This is a genomic window from Pseudomonas sp. JQ170C, assembly GCF_035581345.1.
Lineage (GTDB): Bacteria > Pseudomonadota > Gammaproteobacteria > Pseudomonadales > Pseudomonadaceae > Aquipseudomonas.
This window is the reverse complement of sequence record NZ_CP141608.1, coordinates 3,669,931-3,686,241: the sequence shown is the minus strand read 5'-3', so window position 1 is coordinate 3,686,241 and position 16,311 is coordinate 3,669,931. Positions and strand designations below refer to the sequence as shown.

At 60.2% G+C, this 16,311-nt stretch carries 22 protein-coding genes and 1 tRNA gene; 10 read left to right on the top strand and 13 right to left on the bottom strand.

The annotated features are described in order from the left end of the window. Nucleotides 1-30: 30 nt before the first annotated feature. Nucleotides 31-1,119: a YkvI family membrane protein gene (locus tag U9R80_RS16505; RefSeq protein ID WP_301842786.1), complete on the bottom strand. Its 1,089-nt coding sequence runs from the start codon at nt 1,117-1,119 to the stop codon at nt 31-33. 358 nt (nt 1,120-1,477) lie between these two features. On the opposite strand from U9R80_RS16505, the gene U9R80_RS16500 reads away from it, so the two are divergent. From U9R80_RS16500 to U9R80_RS16485, 4 genes are all read left to right on the top strand, one after another. Further along, entirely contained in the window at nt 1,478-2,341 is an 864-nt protein-coding gene (locus U9R80_RS16500) for a sensor domain-containing diguanylate cyclase (RefSeq protein ID WP_301842787.1), read from the top strand. Nucleotides 2,342-2,388: 47 nt separating this feature from the next. Then, a complete protein-coding gene (locus tag U9R80_RS16495) occupies nt 2,389-2,790 on the top strand; it encodes a hypothetical protein (protein ID WP_301842788.1) in 402 nt (133 codons plus the stop codon). 46 nt (nt 2,791-2,836) lie between these two features. After that, complete coding sequence (locus U9R80_RS16490) at nt 2,837-3,253, top strand: bleomycin resistance protein (protein ID WP_301842789.1); 417 nt, start codon at nt 2,837-2,839, stop codon at nt 3,251-3,253. A gap of 218 nt (nt 3,254-3,471) precedes the next feature. After that, nucleotides 3,472-4,056: a nitroreductase family protein gene (locus U9R80_RS16485; RefSeq protein ID WP_324803287.1), complete on the top strand. Its 585-nt coding sequence runs from the start codon at nt 3,472-3,474 to the stop codon at nt 4,054-4,056. A 78-nt stretch (nt 4,057-4,134) separates the two neighbouring features. Here U9R80_RS16485 and U9R80_RS16480 read toward each other — a convergent pair whose 3' ends face one another. The 4 genes from U9R80_RS16480 to U9R80_RS16465 all read right to left on the bottom strand — a co-directional run bounded on the left by U9R80_RS16480 (nt 4,135) and on the right by U9R80_RS16465 (nt 6,914). Then, nucleotides 4,135-5,706, bottom strand: a complete 1,572-nt coding sequence (locus U9R80_RS16480; protein ID WP_301842791.1) for an arylsulfatase — start codon at nt 5,704-5,706, stop codon at nt 4,135-4,137. 197 nt (nt 5,707-5,903) lie between these two features. Then, complete coding sequence (locus U9R80_RS16475) at nt 5,904-6,158, bottom strand: hypothetical protein (RefSeq protein ID WP_301842792.1); 255 nt, start codon at nt 6,156-6,158, stop codon at nt 5,904-5,906. 83 nt (nt 6,159-6,241) lie between these two features. Next, on the bottom strand, nt 6,242-6,604 hold the full coding sequence (gene osmE / locus U9R80_RS16470) for an osmotically-inducible lipoprotein OsmE (protein WP_301842793.1): 363 nt from the start codon (nt 6,602-6,604) through the stop codon (nt 6,242-6,244). 73 nt (nt 6,605-6,677) lie between these two features. Next, nucleotides 6,678-6,914: a hypothetical protein gene (locus U9R80_RS16465; protein WP_301842794.1), complete on the bottom strand. Its 237-nt coding sequence runs from the start codon at nt 6,912-6,914 to the stop codon at nt 6,678-6,680. 255 nt (nt 6,915-7,169) lie between these two features. Between U9R80_RS16465 and U9R80_RS16460 the strand changes: the two genes are divergently transcribed. Both U9R80_RS16460 and U9R80_RS16455 read left to right on the top strand, forming a co-directional pair. Continuing rightward, on the top strand, nt 7,170-7,364 hold the full coding sequence (locus U9R80_RS16460) for a hypothetical protein (protein ID WP_301842795.1): 195 nt from the start codon (nt 7,170-7,172) through the stop codon (nt 7,362-7,364). A gap of 66 nt (nt 7,365-7,430) precedes the next feature. Next, the gene (locus U9R80_RS16455; protein ID WP_301842796.1) at nt 7,431-7,607 is read left to right on the top strand and encodes a hypothetical protein; all 177 of its coding nucleotides are present in this window, start codon (nt 7,431-7,433) and stop codon (nt 7,605-7,607) included. 77 nt (nt 7,608-7,684) lie between these two features. Here the strand turns inward: U9R80_RS16455 and U9R80_RS16450 are convergent, their stop codons facing one another. The 3 genes from U9R80_RS16450 to U9R80_RS16440 form a co-directional block, all read right to left on the bottom strand. Then, on the bottom strand, nt 7,685-8,098 hold the full coding sequence (locus tag U9R80_RS16450) for a DoxX family protein (protein WP_301842797.1): 414 nt from the start codon (nt 8,096-8,098) through the stop codon (nt 7,685-7,687). 126 nt (nt 8,099-8,224) lie between these two features. Next, nucleotides 8,225-8,309: transfer RNA gene (locus tag U9R80_RS16445), tRNA-Leu, on the bottom strand. Between the two features lie 149 nt (nt 8,310-8,458). Beyond that, nucleotides 8,459-8,653 (bottom strand): hypothetical protein, encoded by a 195-nt coding sequence (locus U9R80_RS16440; RefSeq protein ID WP_301842798.1) that lies wholly within the window; start codon nt 8,651-8,653, stop codon nt 8,459-8,461. 202 nt (nt 8,654-8,855) lie between these two features. On the opposite strand from U9R80_RS16440, the gene U9R80_RS16435 reads away from it, so the two are divergent. The 4 genes from U9R80_RS16435 (at nt 8,856) to U9R80_RS16420 (ending at nt 12,149) form a co-directional block, all read left to right on the top strand. Continuing rightward, complete coding sequence (locus U9R80_RS16435; protein ID WP_301842799.1) at nt 8,856-9,053, top strand: hypothetical protein; 198 nt, start codon at nt 8,856-8,858, stop codon at nt 9,051-9,053. Between the two features lie 92 nt (nt 9,054-9,145). Beyond that, complete coding sequence (locus U9R80_RS16430; RefSeq protein ID WP_301842800.1) at nt 9,146-10,300, top strand: two-component system sensor histidine kinase NtrB; 1,155 nt, start codon at nt 9,146-9,148, stop codon at nt 10,298-10,300. A gap of 12 nt (nt 10,301-10,312) precedes the next feature. Then, entirely contained in the window at nt 10,313-11,758 is a 1,446-nt protein-coding gene (locus U9R80_RS16425; RefSeq protein WP_301842810.1) for an ATPase domain-containing protein, read from the top strand. 19 nt (nt 11,759-11,777) lie between these two features. After that, nucleotides 11,778-12,149, top strand: a complete 372-nt coding sequence (locus U9R80_RS16420) for a response regulator (protein ID WP_301842801.1) — start codon at nt 11,778-11,780, stop codon at nt 12,147-12,149. A 72-nt stretch (nt 12,150-12,221) separates the two neighbouring features. Here the strand turns inward: U9R80_RS16420 and csrA are convergent, their stop codons facing one another. The 5 genes from csrA to modA form a co-directional block, all read right to left on the bottom strand. After that, on the bottom strand, nt 12,222-12,422 hold the full coding sequence (csrA, locus tag U9R80_RS16415) for a carbon storage regulator CsrA (protein ID WP_028941867.1): 201 nt from the start codon (nt 12,420-12,422) through the stop codon (nt 12,222-12,224). Between the two features lie 280 nt (nt 12,423-12,702). Further along, complete coding sequence (locus tag U9R80_RS16410; RefSeq protein WP_301842802.1) at nt 12,703-13,713, bottom strand: DNA topoisomerase IB; 1,011 nt, start codon at nt 13,711-13,713, stop codon at nt 12,703-12,705. A 43-nt stretch (nt 13,714-13,756) separates the two neighbouring features. After that, nucleotides 13,757-14,845, bottom strand: a complete 1,089-nt coding sequence (gene modC, locus U9R80_RS16405) for a molybdenum ABC transporter ATP-binding protein (protein WP_301842803.1) — start codon at nt 14,843-14,845, stop codon at nt 13,757-13,759. Nucleotides 14,846-14,848: 3 nt separating this feature from the next. After that, nucleotides 14,849-15,529 carry a molybdate ABC transporter permease subunit gene (gene modB, locus U9R80_RS16400; protein WP_028941870.1) on the bottom strand — a complete coding sequence of 227 codons (681 nt, stop codon included), beginning with the start codon at nt 15,527-15,529 and terminating at the stop codon, nt 14,849-14,851. Further along, nucleotides 15,529-16,287 (bottom strand): molybdate ABC transporter substrate-binding protein, encoded by a 759-nt coding sequence (gene modA, locus U9R80_RS16395; protein WP_301842804.1) that lies wholly within the window; start codon nt 16,285-16,287, stop codon nt 15,529-15,531. Before modA ends, modB begins: the two co-directional genes overlap by 1 nt. Between the last annotated feature and the right edge of the window lie 24 nt (nt 16,288-16,311).

The window sequence follows — 16,311 nt, the reverse complement described above, 5'->3', positions numbered from 1 at the left end:
CGGGGGCTCAGCTGCTTATAGGTGTGAGCCTCAGGACAGAGCGTTCAGTTCGGCGCGTTGCGCCTTGGCAGCAGCGCGGCCGCGTACCCAACTGAAGCCGATGGCGAGAATCAGCGCAAAGCCGACGTAGCCCAGCAGTGGATAGACGGTGCCGACCAACTTGCTGAAACCGCCCAGGCTCAAGGCCAGGCCCACGCATACGGTCACTGCGCTGACGAGTTTGAAGCGGCGCGTATCAGGCTTGGCGAAGCGGGCACTGAAGGCAAAGAACATACCGACCGCCGTGCTGTAGATCATGCAGACCAGCGCGATCGACATCACCACCGAAAGGATTGGCGAGATACGCCCCGACAGTGCCAGCGACGGCATTTCGATGCCCTGCAGCTGGTTGATGTTGGCGAACAGGCCGATGTTCAGCAGCAGGATCAGCGCGCCCAGGCCAAGACCACCGAGTATGCCGCCGACGGCTGCGGCCTTGGGCTGCTTGGTCATGCCACCGATAACGGCGAGCATCGGGAAACCTACGGCGATGTTGAACGATGCGTACAGCAGGGCGCCGACGAACCAGTTGCCCGTGACGGTCTCGTTGTTCTCGCGGGCAACGGCGTCGAGGGTCTCGATCGAGGCGTTGTAGTTGAAGATCGAGTAGGTGGTGATGATCAGCACCATGGCCAGCAGGAAGGGCATGACCGCGCTGATCAGGTTGATGATGCGGGTGACGTGCAGGCACAGGGTGGCGATCACCAGGACGGTCATCAGGACGCCCCCGAACAGCGGTGGCAGGTTGTATTCCTGGGTAAAGATCGAACCGCTGCCAGCCAGCATCACAACGCCGACACCGTAGAGGAAGAACGACAGCACGACGTCGACGACCAGGCCGATTCGCGCACCGAACAAACGGTAAAGGACTTCCTTGTGTGAGTTCGCTTGCATCTGCGAACTCATCCGGGCGATCTGCATGCCGAGGAAGGCAAACAGCACACCGCTGACCAGAGTACCGACAATGCCAATCAGTCCATAGCCGGTGAAGAACTGCAGTACCTCCTGCCCGGAGGCGAAGCCGCCGCCGATCACCACGGACATGTAGGCCAGCGCAATCTGGATGGATTGTTTATTCATTAAACTTTTCTCGTTCTTAGACTTATTAGTGCATGGAAACGTGAGGCACTTCCTGTCCCCGCATTTCCGCAGAACGGCTATCCCCTTGACAGCACAACAAGCACCCTGGCTCGCTGGAGCGCGCTGGCATGCGGACGCCGCCCCGCAGTATAGGAAGTGTGGGCTAGTTGTTTTGACTGAATAAGTTGATGTATCTGGTTGAAAACGCTGAAAAAAATAGTTCTGCGCCATAAGTTGCGCAATTCCGGCAGAATTGACCGCAACGTCCTCTGCGCTTCGTCGCATGATGGGCAGATCAGCGTCGCCAAACGGGCCCGTCGGGCTATGATCATGAAGAACAAACCGGACCCCCTGGCCTATGCCCGTAGACCTAGAAGCGCTCTACCCCAAACTGATCCATCTGATGTTGGACACGGTCTTCGTGGTCGACGGGGACAACCAGATCGTATTTGTGAGCGACGCCTGCGAGGCACTGCTCGGCTACCGTGCCGCTGAGCTGATCGGTACCCCGATTACCGACTACATCCACCCTGACGACTTGTCGGTGACGCGCGCCTCGATCATCCGAGTCATGAATGGTCACGCCCATGTCGACTTTCGCAACCGCTACATCCGCAAGGATGGAGGTGTGGTTCACATTCTGTGGGCGGCCTTCTGGTCCCGGGAGGTAGGGGCGCGCATCGGTGTCGCACGGGACGTCACCGCGCTCAGGCAGGCCGAGGACGAACTGCGCTTCTTGGCCCATCACGATCCGCTGACACACCTGACCAATCGGTCGCTGTTCAATGATCGCCTGGACTCGGCCCTTCGAGCTGCACACCGCCACAACAACACGCTGGCGTTGCTGTTTCTGGATATCAATGATTTCAAGGGCATCAATGATGTTCATGGGCACGCGGCGGGTGATCGCGTGCTGTGTACGGTTGCACGACGGCTGGAGCGTTGCGTGCGCGAGACTGACACGGTGGCGCGGATGGGGGGCGATGAATTCACTGTGCTGTTGACGGACCTGCAGTCACAGGATGTGGTTGCCGAGAAGGTAGCGCAGATCCTCGCCGTCATGGCCGAACCGCTGGGCGCTGAATTTGACGGGATCGCCATGCCGTCCTGCAGTATCGGCGTGGCCTTGTACCCGGCGGACGGGGAGGATGCCGATACACTGCTCAGTCATGCCGATGGCGATATGTATCGGATAAAAAGGCAGCGCTCTGCAGCAGGGTGACGCGCCTGCCGGGTACGTTGGGTCAAAGCAGGACAGGGAGGTTTCACATGTTGGCAAAGTGCCTGGTGACCATTGGCATTGTTTTTTACGCCGTCGTTGTACCGATTCTCGAGATCAATGAAACCCACGTCTTCAATCAGGCATGGGAGGCCCATGCGCGGCTGCACGAGACCTGGCAGTTGTTTACCAATACAGCCATTGGCGCATTCAGCGTCTGGCTTGTGTGGGGCAAGGATGACCTCAGGCTCGCGAGCCTGCTCACCCTGTTCGTCACCGGGGGCTTCTTGATGGCTTACTGGCTGCGTGACGGCTACGGCGGATCGATGGTGCTCTCGGATGGCTCGGAAAAAATGATTCTGGGGATCAACCTCGGGCTGTTTGCCTACCTGCTCGCCATTCTGCTGGCGGGCCTCGCCGTGATGATTCAAAGGCGCGGGGAGCCCCTATGAACAGGGTCGGATTTACCCACGGATGTAACGCAATGGAAGCGCAACGATGTTCAAGCTGAATGCACTGGTACCCGAGTTGATCGTTTCAGATTTGGAGCAGAGTCTTCATTTTTACTGTGAAGTGCTGGGGTTCACGCTTGAGTACGATCGGCCGGAGGATAAGTTCGCCTTTCTCTCCTTCGGTAAAAGCCAGTTGATGTTGGAGCAGGATTGGCACAGCGAATCGCCTTGGCGAGTCGGTCCGCTTGAGCCGCCCTATGGGCGTGGAATGAATCTGTCCATCGAGTGCCCCGATGCCTTGGCGCTTGTTGCTGCACTTGAGGCGGCAGGCTGGCCGCTCAGGCGCACTGCGCAAGAGCGTTGGTACCGCAGCCACGATCAGCAGTTTGGCCAACGAAATTTTCTCGTGCTGGACCCCGATGGATACCTGCTTCGCTTCGCAGAGGATATCGGCGTCAAATAGTGCCGGTGTTGCACTGAAACTACCCCCCCCATGCCCCCCACTGTTGGTGGTTGTGCCAGCACGGGGGCGTCCGTCAGCATCAGTGTCGGGATGATTTTCATGAAATCGAACAGGACACCGCTATGAACCCCGCACCCCTCGACACCTTGGAACGCTTGTTACACCGCCGCCGCAGTTGCCGGGCCTTTTTGCCGCAGCCCGTCGAACATGAGCAGGCAATGAACATGTTTGCACTGGCCCAGCGCTCGGCCTCATGGTGCAACACCCAGCCTTGGCAAGTCATCGTTACCCGTGGCGAGGCGACGGAACGGTTTCGGGCTGCCTACGCCGCCGAGTTACTGGCCGGCTCCGCTCACCCGGACTTTGATTTTCCGGCTGAGTATCAAGGGGTGTACCAACAACGTCGGCGTGAATGTGGGCAGCAGCTCTACGAAAGTCTGGGCATTGCGCCGGGTGACCGAGTGGCGAGCAAGCAGCAGATGCTACGTAACTTCTCGCTCTTCGGTGCGCCGCACGTAGCGATCATTACCACCGAACGAGGGCTCGGTACCTACGGTGCCGTCGACTGCGGTGGTTATGTGGCCAATCTGCTGCTGGCTGCCGAGGCGCTGGGCCTTGGGGCCATTGCTCAGGCGGCATTGGCCAGCCACTCAGCGTTTGTGCGGCGCCACTTCGCACTTGATGAAAGCCGGCTGGTGGTGTGTGGTGTGTCGTTTGGGCATGCCGATCACGACGCGCCGGCCAATCGTTTTTTCACCTCGCGCGCAGCGACCGAAAACGCCGTGTTGTGGCAAGACGCTTGACCTGCAAAGTACGGATCACAGCACCAACGAAAAAGGGCAGCCAATGGCTGCCCTTGTGTTTCAGGTCCTCGACGACGTCTATTCGCCGGCCTTGGCCGGTGGCGCCTTCTTCAAGTCCATCAGCGCTTTCTTCACCGCCAGGCTCTGGTAGTTGATGCTGCCGACGTTCAGGCTGACCCCTTCCTGGAACGGGTACTGCGACAGGGTTCCCAGAAAGGCGCCGACCTTGGCCTTGATCGGAACCAGCAACCAGGCCTGGTCAGCCGCCCAGCGCCGGGCACTGGGCGATTCCTTGCGGGCTGTCTGGAACGGGTCGGCCAGCAGGTTGGTCAGCTCCGGCACGTTGGTCACCTTGCGCGCACTGGTGCTGAAGTCGCCCTCCATCTGCGCAAAGCTCAGTTTCCATTCCTTCCAGCGGATCGCGTCCAGATCCCCCGCCATGCTGAAGTAGAAGTATTCTTCGCGCGGGCTGTCCTTGGCCTCACCCTTGAAGAACGGCAGGAAGTTGTAGCCGTCCAGGTGGACTCGATAGTCCTTGCCATTGAGCTTGCCACCCTTGGCCAGGTCGGCGACCAGCGTCGGGTCACCGGCGGCGGCTGCCAGCGTAGGCATCCAGTCGTTATGGGCGATCATGTTGTTGTAGCGGCTGCCCGGCTTGAGGACCTGGGGCCACTTGACCAGCAAGGGCACGCGATGGCCGCCTTCGTTGGATGTACCTTTTTCGCCGGCAAAGGGTGAGGTGCCGCCGTCGGGCCAGGTGAATTTTTGTGCGCCGTTGTCGGTGGTGTAGATGATGATCGTGTTGTCGGCGATCCCGAGGTCATCGAGCTTTTTCAGCAACTGACCGACATGGCCGTCGTGTTCGACCATACCGTCGGGGTAGAGGCCAACGCCAGTCTTGCCTTCGGACTCTTTCTTCAGGTGGGTCCAGATGTGCATGCGTGTGGAGTTGAACCAGACGAAGAAGGGTTTGTCTGCCTTGTGCGCCTTGTCGATGAAGTTTTCGGTGGCCTGCACCAGTTCTTCGTCGATGGTTTCCATGCGTTTGCGGGTCAGGGCACCGGTGTCTTCGATCTTGCCGTCGGCGTAGGAGTGGATCACCCCGCGCGGGCCGTACTTTTTGCGAAACTCGGGGTCCTTGGGGTAGTAGTAGGTTTCCGGTTCTTCCTCGGCATTCATGTGGTAGAGGTTGCCGAAGAACTCGTCGAAACCGTGGTTGGTGGGCAAGTGCTGGTCGCGATCACCCAGGTGGTTCTTGCCAAACTGGCCGGTGGTGTAGCCTTGCTGCTTCATCACATCGCCGATCGTCGGTGCCCAGTCCGGAATGCCATGCTCGGAACCAGGCATGCCAACCGTCAACAGGCCGGTGCGGAAGGGGTGCTGGCCCAGCGCGAAGGCCGAGCGCCCGGCGGTACAGGACTGCTCGCCATAGGAGTGGGTGAACAACGCACCCTCACGCGCGATACGGTCGATGTTGGGCGTCTCGTAGCCCATCATGCCCTGGTTGTAGGCGCTGATATTGAACATGCCGATATCATCACCAAAGATCACCAGGATGTTCGGCTTGTCGGCGGCTTTTACACCCAGTGACGCGATTAGTAGTGCACCTGCCACGGCAAGTAGGCGTGACCATTTCCCTGTGCGGGCCATGTTCTGTCTCCATCGTTATTGTTGATTTTTGACGTCGATAGTAGAGAGGCAGGTGCCGATACTGCGAGGGCAAAAGGGAGGATATTGAGGGGGAAATCCGAGTAGTCCGAACAAACTACTCAGGGGAGTATTCAGCAACATCATGAGGGCCTGCTCGTAGCCGCCGCCGGGTGACAGCGGCTACGCATCAAGGTTGCCTATTTGCTGCGTCCAACCTTGTAGATCTGCAGGGCACGCTGCGCCGATGAATTGCATAACTCTTCATCGCCTGCTTTTTGTGCCTGCTTGGCCTGCTCGAGCAATTCGCGAAACTCATCGACCTTACCGCCGGCAAGTGCCTGTCCGTCGGTCCTGTCGATGTTTTCGAGCTGTTTGATGCTGTCATCGCACTCAGTGGCGAAGGCGGAACTGCCGAGTGTCAGTGCGACGATAAACGCTGCCAGGTACTTCATAACGGTTCTCCCGAACGAAATAAAACCAGCCAGACGCGAGTACAGCAGGCTCGTGTCAACGCTATTGAGCGTAGCTCACTGTGCTAGTAACCCGAACCACCGATGCCGCCCATATTGGTGGGGGCGTCCCTGGATTTTTGCTGGGCGTGACTCCATTGGGCGCAGGTCATGTAGCTTTGATGGTCCACCTTTCCATCCGCATTGAAACTGACATGGTAAGGCTGGGTTCGACCCGCTGCAGTGAGCATGTAGTCAAAGCAGGTACCCGGTTCGACAGTGCGATCCGATACCGACAATGGCTTGCCGCCAATACGCTCGACTTGATCTTTGCTCATCCCCGACTCGACCTTCGCGACCAGCGGCTGGTCGCGAAAGACATAGGCGTCGGTAGAGCAGCCACCTGCCGCTGACAGCACGGCTACCAGGGCAAACGCAGATGTGTTCATGGCAGGACTCCCGCAAATACGTGTCGCGAAGAGACGCCAGTACAATCGTCAAACAGCCAGGATCACATGTGGCTCAAACCGTCCGTAGTAGGGGAAACACCGCATAGTGACAGCTGGGCTCGCTATTTCTTCTGGCGCATTCGGCATCGGCCTCGGCCCTGGTGGGATAGCTGGGCTTGAGTCGAAGCTTTTCCTGATTGTCATAGAGGTCAAAACCTCCGGTGACCGTAGTTGCGTAGTATCGAGTGCCGTTGCGTACAGAATGCGTCTCAATGGGCACTGCTGGAACGACAACGAATCTTGGCAGCATTTTTTTATACCTCCCCAGGTAAGACTTAAGTATTAGTCGGTGTGTCGAAGGCCAACAAGGTCGTTAGCGACCAAAACACTGCCTCATGAGGCCTTTTCCAAGCAGATGCCCGGCGCAAGCGGGTGTCCGTCCGTCTGTTTCCCATTCAGGTAAAAATGCTAACAATTCTCATTGGCTTTGATGTGGTGTAATCTCGCCGCCCTTCAGGCGGCACCTGGATTGCGTGCCTTCAATCAGCGCGACGTGAGGATGGGGATGGACGATAAACAAGGCGCCGCGGCGATCCTGGAATGGCGGGCCAGGTATCTTGGCGAACATTCTTTGCAGGAAGCGGAGTATGACCAGGCCCTGTTGGCTGCAGGGCAGCTAGAGCATTCAGGTTCGGTGAGTGCCAGCGAATGGGTGCAGATGGTGCGACAGGCCAATGCCGCGTTGCTTCGTCAGAAGTGAGCTGGGATCATTGCGCGCTCATCCAGGCCGGCACACGCTGATGTGCGGCAGAATCAGGAACTTTTGATGCACGACGAACAAGACCTTCACGAACCCGAACATGATCACCTGCTGGATCATGAGTTCCATGACGACGATTCCGCTTTTCAGGACGAAGTCGATCCGATGGACGACCCGGCAGATGACGAAGAAGACGACGAAGTGGACTGGGACGAAGGCGTCGATACCCTGGACGACTTGTAGGAGCGGGCTTGCCCCGCGAGAGGCCGCGCCTCCCACGCGTGTGACGTCGGTGGGAGGAGCCTATCCTGCAATCCGGCTTATCGCCCGTCGACCGAGAACCTGCCGGCACCGGTAACGGCGAGCAGCAGCAAGCCGCCCGTGATGCTCATGTTCTTGAAGAACTGAGCGCTGTTGGCTGCACGCGCCGGGTCGACCATGCTCCAGTAGGGGTGGCCGATCACGGCGGTACCCACCACGAACAGGGCGAACAGAAACGCCAGCGGGCGGGTATAGAACCCGACAATCAACAGTATGGCGACGAAGAACTCCATGGCTACTGCCACCCCGGCGGCGACCTGAGGCATGGGGGCGCCCAGGGAGGCGAGGTAATCGACGGTGCCGGCAAAGCCGGTCATCTTGCTCCAGCCGGACATCACGAACAGGATCATCAACAGAATCCGCGCTAGCAGGATGATCACGTCACGCTGGTTGTCGAACAGGGTATAGCGCATGGCTGCCTTCCTTTGTGATAGGGCAGTTTCACCATAGCAGGTGCTTGCAGCCTTTGCGCCGCAGGTGGGGCAGGGCCTGAATCGCAGGCAATAAAAAGGCGCCTTCAAGGCGCCTTTTTCAGAAGATGGTGCGAGTGGCGGGACTCGAACCCGCAAGGCTCACGCCGGCAGATTTTAAGTCTGCTGTGTATACCAATTCCACCACACTCGCACAGGTTTGAAAGCGTCTGGCGACCGGGCGTGCTATTGAATCGAAGCCCTGGGGAAAATGCTTTTCCTCCGCAATCAAGCGTGCTTTATAACTCATCGTTATATTTGAGTCAACCGCACGCCGGCTTCCAGGCGTCGCCTGGGCGGGGCCTATCGACTGATTCGATGGGCAACGTCGCGAAGCTGTTCCACCGAGGCTTGCAGCCCCTGAATCTGCCCCAGTACCTCGGCGGCGTCGGTGCGGTGGATCGAGCGCAGCAGGTAGCGGGCGTGGCCGTCCAGTTCGCGCGACACGCGTTCAAGTTCGCGTGCCGTACTGTGCAAATCGTCGCGAATGCCTTTCATCCGTGGGTCGGCGGCCAAGTGTTGCGCCCTCATTAACAGGTGATATGAGCAGGGAAGGGGCGGACTATAGAGCAATTGACACCGGAATGTCATTCGGCCACTGTACCGCGAATTGGATCCAACATGAGTCAGTTGCGACGTGTCTGCGCCCGAGCCCTCGTTACCCCCGCCACCCAGGTCTCGTGCCAGATGGTTCTGGCGTTTGCTGTTCGTCCATGCCTGGTTGGCAGCAGCCTTTCTGTTTTTCAGCCTGATCGTATCGGGGGTACTGCTGGTGATGATGGGCAGTGATCCGGACCTTGCCACCGAGCAGCGCGTATTCGCGTTCCTCGGTGGTGCACTGATTCTGGCGGGGTGCCTGTACCTTGTGTTCAAGACGCGTCCCAGGCAAACACCGTAGCGACACACCCGGAAGAATTGCCGGGCCGGTGACGCAGCAAGCGGCGTATGCTGTCTATTCTTGACTACGTCTGCGATGTGCGTGGAGCTGCCATGGGTTCTTCTAATCGCTCGGATTTGCACACCATGCACGCCAGTCGGTATGAGCAACTGGTGCAGGCGGTGGTGGATTACGCCATCTATATGCTTGATGTCGATGGTTATGTGGTGTCCTGGAACGCCGGTGCGCAGCGGATCAAGGGCTGGCGCGCCGACGAAGTGATCGGCAAGCACTTCTCGCTGTTTTTCACCGAGCAGGATTGTATCGACGGCCGGCCAGCCAGGCTGCTGGCGTTGGCCTTGAGTACCGGGGTTGCCCAGGATGAGGGCTGGCGTGTGCGTAAGGACGGCACGCAGTTCTGGGCCCTGGCAGCGCTGGATGTGATCCGAGGGACGGACGGCGAAATTGTCGGCCTTGCGAAAATCACCCGCGACATCACCGACCGCCGCGAGGCCGCCCAGCAGCTCGACGCCATGCGTGCGCAGCTGTTCCAGGCGCAAAAGCTTGAAGCCCTCGGGCAATTGACCGGCGGCATGGCCCATGACTTCAACAATCTTTTGACCATCATTCTCGGTTCGGCCCGCCTGGCCCTCACCAGCCGAGACCCGCAGCGTACCCAGCGTTTGCTTGAACATATTCTCGATGCCGGTGAGCGGGGCACGCAGATGACCCAGCAGTTGCTCAGCTTTGCCCGGTACAAGGCACTGAATTCCGGCAGGGTCGCCTTGCCACCCTTGATCGACTCGACGCGGATGTTGCTCGGGCAGGCATTGCCTAAAGACATCGACTTGCAAATACAGATCGACGAGGACGTGCAGGATGTCGAAGTCGATGGTGGTCAGTTGCAGATGGTTTTGCTCAACCTGATCTTCAATGCCCGCGATGCTATCGAGACCGACGGGGTCATCCGCTTGCAGGCGCGCAACTGCCAACTGCAGGGGGAGGTCGATGACTTGCATGGCAGCTTTGTGCGTCTTGATGTCAGCGACAACGGCCGAGGCATTGCCCCGCATGTGCTGCCACGTATCTTTGAACCTTTTTTCACCACCAAAGCCTTTGGCAAGGGAACTGGATTGGGGTTGAGCCAGGTCTATGGATTTGCCAGGCAAAGCAATGGTGCCGTCAGTGTTGCCAGTAGCGCCGACGCCGGCACTTGCATGACGCTGTACCTGCCAGCCTCCCAGCCGGTCACGCCAACGACGAATTGAACAGGTCGCACTATCGTGGAACAGCTCAAACGACTTACCACTGAGATCAGTGGGCTCGATGCGCTACTCAAGGGTGGTTTGATCGTCGGCGCCTCCTACATCGTTCAAGGGCGCCCGGGGTCGGGCAAGACGATCCTGGCCAATCAGCTGGCCTTCAACCACGTTGGCCAGGGTGGGCGGGTACTGGTAGCGACCTTGTTGAGCGAATCGCACGAGCGCTTGTTCCAGTACCTCTCGACCCTGGCCTTTTTCGACGCGGCGCTGATCGGCAACCAGATCCAGTTCGTCAGCGCATTCGACACGCTTGAGAGCGAGGGGCTGGACCAGGTGGTCAAATTGCTGCGCGGTGAGATCAATCGCCACCAGGCCACGCTGTTGATCGTCGATGGCCTGCTCACTGCCCGCTCCCGGGCTGAAACCCCTCTGGACACCAAGAAGTTCATTGCCGAGTTGCAAGGGCATGCGGCGTTCGCGGGCTGCACGGTGGTGTTTCTCACCAGCTCGCGACTGGACGACGGCAGTCCGGAGCACACGATGGTCGATGGTGTGATCGAACTGGGTGAGGAGTTGGTCGGCAGCCGTTCGGTCCGCCGCATCCAGCTGCGCAAGACGCGCGGCAGCGGGGCGCTCTCGGGTTTGCATGAATGCGAGATCACCGATCACGGCCTGCAGGTCTACCCCAGGCTGGAAGCGCTCTACAGCCACCCGAGCAGCCTGGGCAGTGATGTGCAGAGGCGGGTTGGCAGCGGGGTGAAGGTGCTCGATGAATTGCTGGGCGGTGGCTTGCCGGACGCGTCGATGACCCTGGTGATGGGGCCTTCGGGGATCGGCAAGACATCCCTGGGTGTGAGCTTCCTGTCAGCCTCCACTGTCGATGCCCCCGGCCTGCATTTCGGCTTCTATGAAACACCCCAGCGCTTGCGCCTCAAGGCCAGCGCCCTTGGCCATGATTTTGCGGCCCTGGAGCGCAGTGGCGCGCTGCATATTGCCTGGCAGCCGACCACCGAGGGGTTGCTCGACGATGTCGGTGCGCGCTTGCTGCACCACGTTCAAGCCCATGGCATTCGCCGCGTGCTGATCGACAGCCTGGGCGCCTTCACCCGGCTGGCGACCAACCCTGCGAGGCTGAACGAATTCTTCCGCGCCCTGACTGGCGAGCTGCGCGCCCGTGACGTCTGCGTCATGGCAACGTGGGAAATGCGCGATATCTTCGGGTCGGAAATCAATGCGCCAGCGCCAGACCTCTCGAGCATCGTCGATAACTTGCTGTTGATGCGCTTTGTCGAGCTGGATTCGGAGCTCAAGCGCCTGTTGTCGATTCTCAAGGTGAGGGACAGCTATTACGACCCGGCGCTCTTGGAGCTGATCATCAGTGACCAGGGTATTGATCTGAAAAAAGCCTTCACCCAGGCCACGGCGGTGCTGTCCGGTTCCGCGACGCCGGTGCAGGGCGCGTGAGCCTGCAGGCTGCACTGCCATGAGCACGATTCTGGTCGTCGACGACGAGTACTTGATCGCCGATATCCTCGGCTATGCCCTTGAGGACGAAGGTTACGTGGTCGAAACAGCCAGCAACGGCCAGAAAGCGTTGGATTTCTTGAGGGAAAAGCGCGTGGAGCTGGTGATCACCGACTACATGATGCCGCAGCTCAATGGCGAAGAGCTGGCGAGGAAAATCCGCGAAGAACCGCAATTGCAGGGTTTGCCGGTCATTTTGATGAGTGGTGCACAGGCCCATGAGGGGCGAGACAATCCCGATTTGTTCGTGGCAGTGTTCGACAAGCCATTCGACATCGACAAGATGATCGCCAAGGTCAAGGAGCTGGTCGGTGCGCCCGAATCACCATAAGGCCATTGCGGCCCGCTGCCAGGGCTTGCTCGGCAGGGTCAAGCGCATCCGTGCGGCTTGAGTCAGCGAGGGTTACTCGTGATGCTCGTCTCCTTTGTCCGGTGCCGGGCTGCCGGCCTGGATGCGTTTGAAAATCTCCTCACGGTGCACCTGGACATCTTTGGGTGCATCGATGCCGATCCTCACTTGCATGCCCTTGACGCCCAGAATGGTGACTTTGATGTCGTCATTGATGACGATGCTTTCGCCAACCTTGCGGGTGAGTATCAGCATTTATATCTCCTTGGTAACGTTAGTTGCCCCGCAGGCCTTGCCCGCAGCGGCCGGAAACACGCACAACGCGTTCCTCTATTCCTTCATTAAAGACGCTTTCGGCGGATAGTAATTCCTCCGAACACAGATTCTGTAGTGAGTCTTTAGTAACAGGTCCCCAGGGGGCAGTTGAGCGCTCTGCAGCAGCGAACGCTGCTCACACCCGCAAGCATAGGGGGGTTGAACGAATATGGGAAATTTCTCTGCATGATATGAGAACTATGGTCAACGGAAGGCGATTTCAAGGGGCAATAGCCTGTAGAAATAGCAACAGCCGAACTTCCTCCACCTCCAGGCCCTTGCGTTTTCGCGCAGTTGGCAATTTGGCCAGTTCGCCCCGGGCAAAACACTCCAGCAAGGCCGGGTGGATATAGCAACGTCGGCACACCGCCGGTGTATTGCCCAGGCGCAGGGCCACGTGCTTGACCGTTTCAACGATTTGCTGGCGAGCCTGTGGCTCCGGTTGCCACTGCAACCTGCGCAAGTGGTTCAGGGCCAGGGTGCTGCCCGCCCAGGTGCGGTAGTCCTTGGCGGTAAAGTCGCTGCCGGTCAGCTGTTGCAGGAAGGCGTTGACGTCGGCCGAGCCGATGCAATGGCGCTGACCCTGTTCATCCTGGTACTGGAACAGGTCCTGCCCCGGCAAGTCCATGCACCGTTTGACCAGGTTGGCCAGGCGGCGGTTGCGCAGGGTTACCTGGTGTTCGATACCGCTCTTGCCGCGAAAGCAGAAGCGTATGGCGCTGCCCTGGACCTTGACGTGGCGATTGCGCAGGGTGGTCAGGCCAAATGATTGGTTGTCGCGGACATACTGGCGGTTGCCCACACGTATCAACGTGGTATCGAGCAGGCTCACCACCAGGGCCAGGACCTTTTCCCGGTCCAGCCCGGGACGTGCCAGGTGGCTGTCCAGCTGGCTGCGCAGTTTCGGCAGCAGGCCGGCGAACGCCAGCATGCGGCCGTACTTGTGGCTGTCGCGAAAGTCCCGCCACTGCGCGTGATAGCGATACTGCTTGCGGCCTCGTGCATCGCGCCCGGTGGCTTGCAGGTGGCCGCGCGGGTCGGCGCAGATCCACACCTCGGTGTAGGCCGGGGGAATGGCCAGTGCCTTGATGCGCGCCAGGGTGATGGGGTCGCTGATGCGCTGGCCAGCGGCATCGACATAGACGAAGGCCCCACGCAGCTTTTTACGACGCAGGCCCGGCTGGCTGTCATCGACATAGTGCAGGTCGTCGGGCAGGGGAATGTCGGGCATGGTCCGGGTCCGATCACGGGGGCGTGTTCTATGGACCGCGCAATCAGCCCAGCAGTGCCACCGACTTGATCTGCGCCACCAATTGCTGGCCCGTGTGCAGGCCCAGTTGGTCGGCCGAATAGCGCGTGATCCGCGCCAGCAGCACGCTGCCATCGGCATCCAGGCTCACCAGTACATGGGCGCTGTTATCCGCCGCTTGGTGACCGGTGACCTGCACCGGCAGGCGATTGAGAATGCTCGACTGGCTCTCGTGGGCCAGGCTCAGGCTGACATCGCGGGCCTGGATCTTCAGGCGCAGCGAGGTGCCGAGGGCCATGGGGTCGTGGGTCAGGCGCAATTGCAGGGCGCTGCCGGGCAACTGCAGGCCGAGCAATTGATATCCAGGATCGTAGCTGTTCACCTGGCCTTCGATGATGACCCCGGCATCGTCGCCCCGTGCCAGGGGCAGGTCGAGGCGGGCGAGGGTGGCGGCAATCGGGCCGCTGGCCTGGACTTTGCCGTGCTCCAGCAGCACCAGATGATCGGCGAGACGGGCGACTTCATCCTGGGCATGGCTGACGTAGATCAGCGGGATCTCCAGTTCGTCGTGCAGGCGCTCAAGGTAAGGCAGGATTTCGCGCTTGCGCGGCCCATCGAGGGCCGCCAGGGGCTCGTCCATCAATAAAAGCTGGGGGCTGCTGAGCAACGCTCGGGCGATCCCCACGCGCTGGGCTTCGCCGCCGGACAGGGTAGCGGGCTTGCGCTCGAGCAGGTGCTCGATACCCAGCAGCGCACAGGCCTGGTCCAGGCTGACCTTGCGCTGGTTTGCCTCAATGCGCCGCCAGCCGAAGGTCAGGTTGCCATGCACCGACAGGTGCGGGAACAGGCTGGCTTCCTGGAACACATAGCCGATCGGGCGCAGGTGCGGCGCCAGAAAATGCTTGCGCTGCGAGTCTTGCCATACCTGGCCGTTGACCTCGATGTAGGCCTCGGGGGCGCGCTCCAGGCCGGCCAGGCAACGCAGGCAGGTGGTCTTGCCGGAACCGGAGTGGCCAAACAGGGCACTGATGCCCCGCCCAGGCAGTTGCAGGTCGACATCCAGTTCAAAATCGTTGCGGGCGACCTTGAGCCGCGCGTGAATCCCTGCATTCATCCTTCAGCTCCAGGCCGACTTGCCCCGGCGACTGGTATACAGCGCCAGCAGCACGAGGAACGAGAACACCAGCATGGCACCGGCTAGCCAATGCGCCTGGGCGTACTCCATGGCCTCGACGTGGTCGAAGATCTGCACCGACACCACGCGGGTCTTGTCGGGGATATTGCCGCCGATCATCAGCACCACACCGAACTCGCCCACGGTATGGGCAAAGCCAAGGATGCTGGCGGTGATGAAGCCGGGGCGGGCAAGTGGCAACACCACATGGACGAAGCAGTCCCAGGGCGTGGCGCGCAGGGTCGCGGCCACTTCCAGCGGGCGTTCACCGATGGCGCTGAAGGCGTTCTGCAGCGGTTGCACGACAAAGGGCATCGAGTAGATCACCGAACCGATCACAAGGCCTGTGAAGCTGAACACCACGGTGCCCAGCCCCATGGCCTGGGTGGCCTGGCCTATCCAGCCGTGCGGGCCGAGGGCCAGCAGCAGGTAGAAGCCGATGACCGTGGGTGGCAGCACCAGGGGCAACGCCACCACGGCCCCCACCGGCCCGCGCAGCCAGGAGCGCGTACGCGCCAGCCACCAGGCGATGGGGGTGCCGACCAGCAGCAGAATCAAGGTGGTCAGGCTGGCCAGTTTCAAGGTCAGCCAGATGGCACCCAGGTCGCTGGCATCCAGTGGCATCAGATTTCGTAGCCGTACGACTTGATCACCGCAGCGGCTTTCGGGCCTTTGAGGTAATCGACCAGCGCCTGGGCGGCCGGGTTGTCCTTGCCCTTGTTGAGGATCAGCGCGTCTTGCTTGATCGGCTCATGCAGGGTGGCCGGTACGATCCAGGCCGAGCCCTGGCTGACTTTGCCGTCCTTGTAGATCTGCGACAGGGCGACAAACCCCAGCTCGGCATTGCCGGTGGAGACGAACTGATAGGCCTGGGTAATGTTCTGGCCTTCGACGATCTTGGCCTTGGTGGCGTCGGTCAGCTTGAGCTTGTCCAGCACCTGGGTGGCGGCCAGGCCATAGGGGGCGGCTTTGGGGTTGGCGATGGAGAGGTGCTTGAACTGGTTCTGCTTCAGGACCTCGCCCTTGGTATCGACGTAGCCCTCTTTGGCCGACCACAGGGCCAGGGTGCCCACGGCATAGGTGAAGCGCGAACCCTTGACGCTGTCGCCTTCGCTTTCGAGCTTGGCCGGGGTGCTGTCGTCGGCAGCGAGAAACACCTCGAACGGGGCGCCGTTCTTGATCTGCGCGTAGAACTGCCCGGTGGCGCCGTAGGCGGCTACCAGCTTGTGCCCGGTGTCTTTTTCAAAATCCTTGGCGATGGCCTGGATGGGGGCTGTGAAGTTGGCGGCGACAGCAACCTGGACTTCATCGGCCCAAGCACTGTTGAGGGTCACCAGGGTGGCGAGGGCGGCCAGGGCAAAACGAGGTGCGCATGTACTCATGAAACACAGCTCCACGGACTGAGG

Excerpts from the sequence above, each read along its gene's own strand:
- U9R80_RS16495 (WP_301842788.1), top strand. The coding sequence starts at position 2,389 with ATGTTGGCAAAGTGCCTGGTGACCATTGGCATTGTTTTTTACGCCGTC.
- U9R80_RS16455 (WP_301842796.1), top strand. The coding sequence starts at position 7,431 with ATGCACGACGAACAAGACCTTCACGAACCCGAACATGATCACCTGCTG.
- modB (WP_028941870.1), bottom strand. The coding sequence starts at position 15,529 with ATGCCACTGGATGCCAGCGACCTGGGTGCCATCTGGCTGACCTTGAAA.
- U9R80_RS16410 (WP_301842802.1), bottom strand. The coding sequence starts at position 13,713 with ATGCCCGACATTCCCCTGCCCGACGACCTGCACTATGTCGATGACAGC.
- U9R80_RS16500 (WP_301842787.1), top strand. The coding sequence starts at position 1,478 with ATGCCCGTAGACCTAGAAGCGCTCTACCCCAAACTGATCCATCTGATG.
- U9R80_RS16490 (WP_301842789.1), top strand. The coding sequence starts at position 2,837 with ATGTTCAAGCTGAATGCACTGGTACCCGAGTTGATCGTTTCAGATTTG.
- modC (WP_301842803.1), bottom strand. The coding sequence starts at position 14,845 with ATGAATGCAGGGATTCACGCGCGGCTCAAGGTCGCCCGCAACGATTTT.
- U9R80_RS16460 (WP_301842795.1), top strand. The coding sequence starts at position 7,170 with ATGGACGATAAACAAGGCGCCGCGGCGATCCTGGAATGGCGGGCCAGG.
- U9R80_RS16505 (WP_301842786.1), bottom strand. The coding sequence starts at position 1,119 with ATGAATAAACAATCCATCCAGATTGCGCTGGCCTACATGTCCGTGGTG.
- U9R80_RS16485 (WP_324803287.1), top strand. The coding sequence starts at position 3,472 with ATGAACATGTTTGCACTGGCCCAGCGCTCGGCCTCATGGTGCAACACC.
- U9R80_RS16430 (WP_301842800.1), top strand. The coding sequence starts at position 9,146 with ATGGGTTCTTCTAATCGCTCGGATTTGCACACCATGCACGCCAGTCGG.
- U9R80_RS16480 (WP_301842791.1), bottom strand. The coding sequence starts at position 5,706 with ATGGCCCGCACAGGGAAATGGTCACGCCTACTTGCCGTGGCAGGTGCA.
- osmE (WP_301842793.1), bottom strand. The coding sequence starts at position 6,604 with ATGAACACATCTGCGTTTGCCCTGGTAGCCGTGCTGTCAGCGGCAGGT.
- csrA (WP_028941867.1), bottom strand. The coding sequence starts at position 12,422 with ATGCTGATACTCACCCGCAAGGTTGGCGAAAGCATCGTCATCAATGAC.
- U9R80_RS16465 (WP_301842794.1), bottom strand. The coding sequence starts at position 6,914 with ATGCTGCCAAGATTCGTTGTCGTTCCAGCAGTGCCCATTGAGACGCAT.
- modA (WP_301842804.1), bottom strand. The coding sequence starts at position 16,287 with ATGAGTACATGCGCACCTCGTTTTGCCCTGGCCGCCCTCGCCACCCTG.
- U9R80_RS16440 (WP_301842798.1), bottom strand. The coding sequence starts at position 8,653 with ATGAAAGGCATTCGCGACGATTTGCACAGTACGGCACGCGAACTTGAA.
- U9R80_RS16450 (WP_301842797.1), bottom strand. The coding sequence starts at position 8,098 with ATGCGCTATACCCTGTTCGACAACCAGCGTGACGTGATCATCCTGCTA.
- U9R80_RS16420 (WP_301842801.1), top strand. The coding sequence starts at position 11,778 with ATGAGCACGATTCTGGTCGTCGACGACGAGTACTTGATCGCCGATATC.
- U9R80_RS16475 (WP_301842792.1), bottom strand. The coding sequence starts at position 6,158 with ATGAAGTACCTGGCAGCGTTTATCGTCGCACTGACACTCGGCAGTTCC.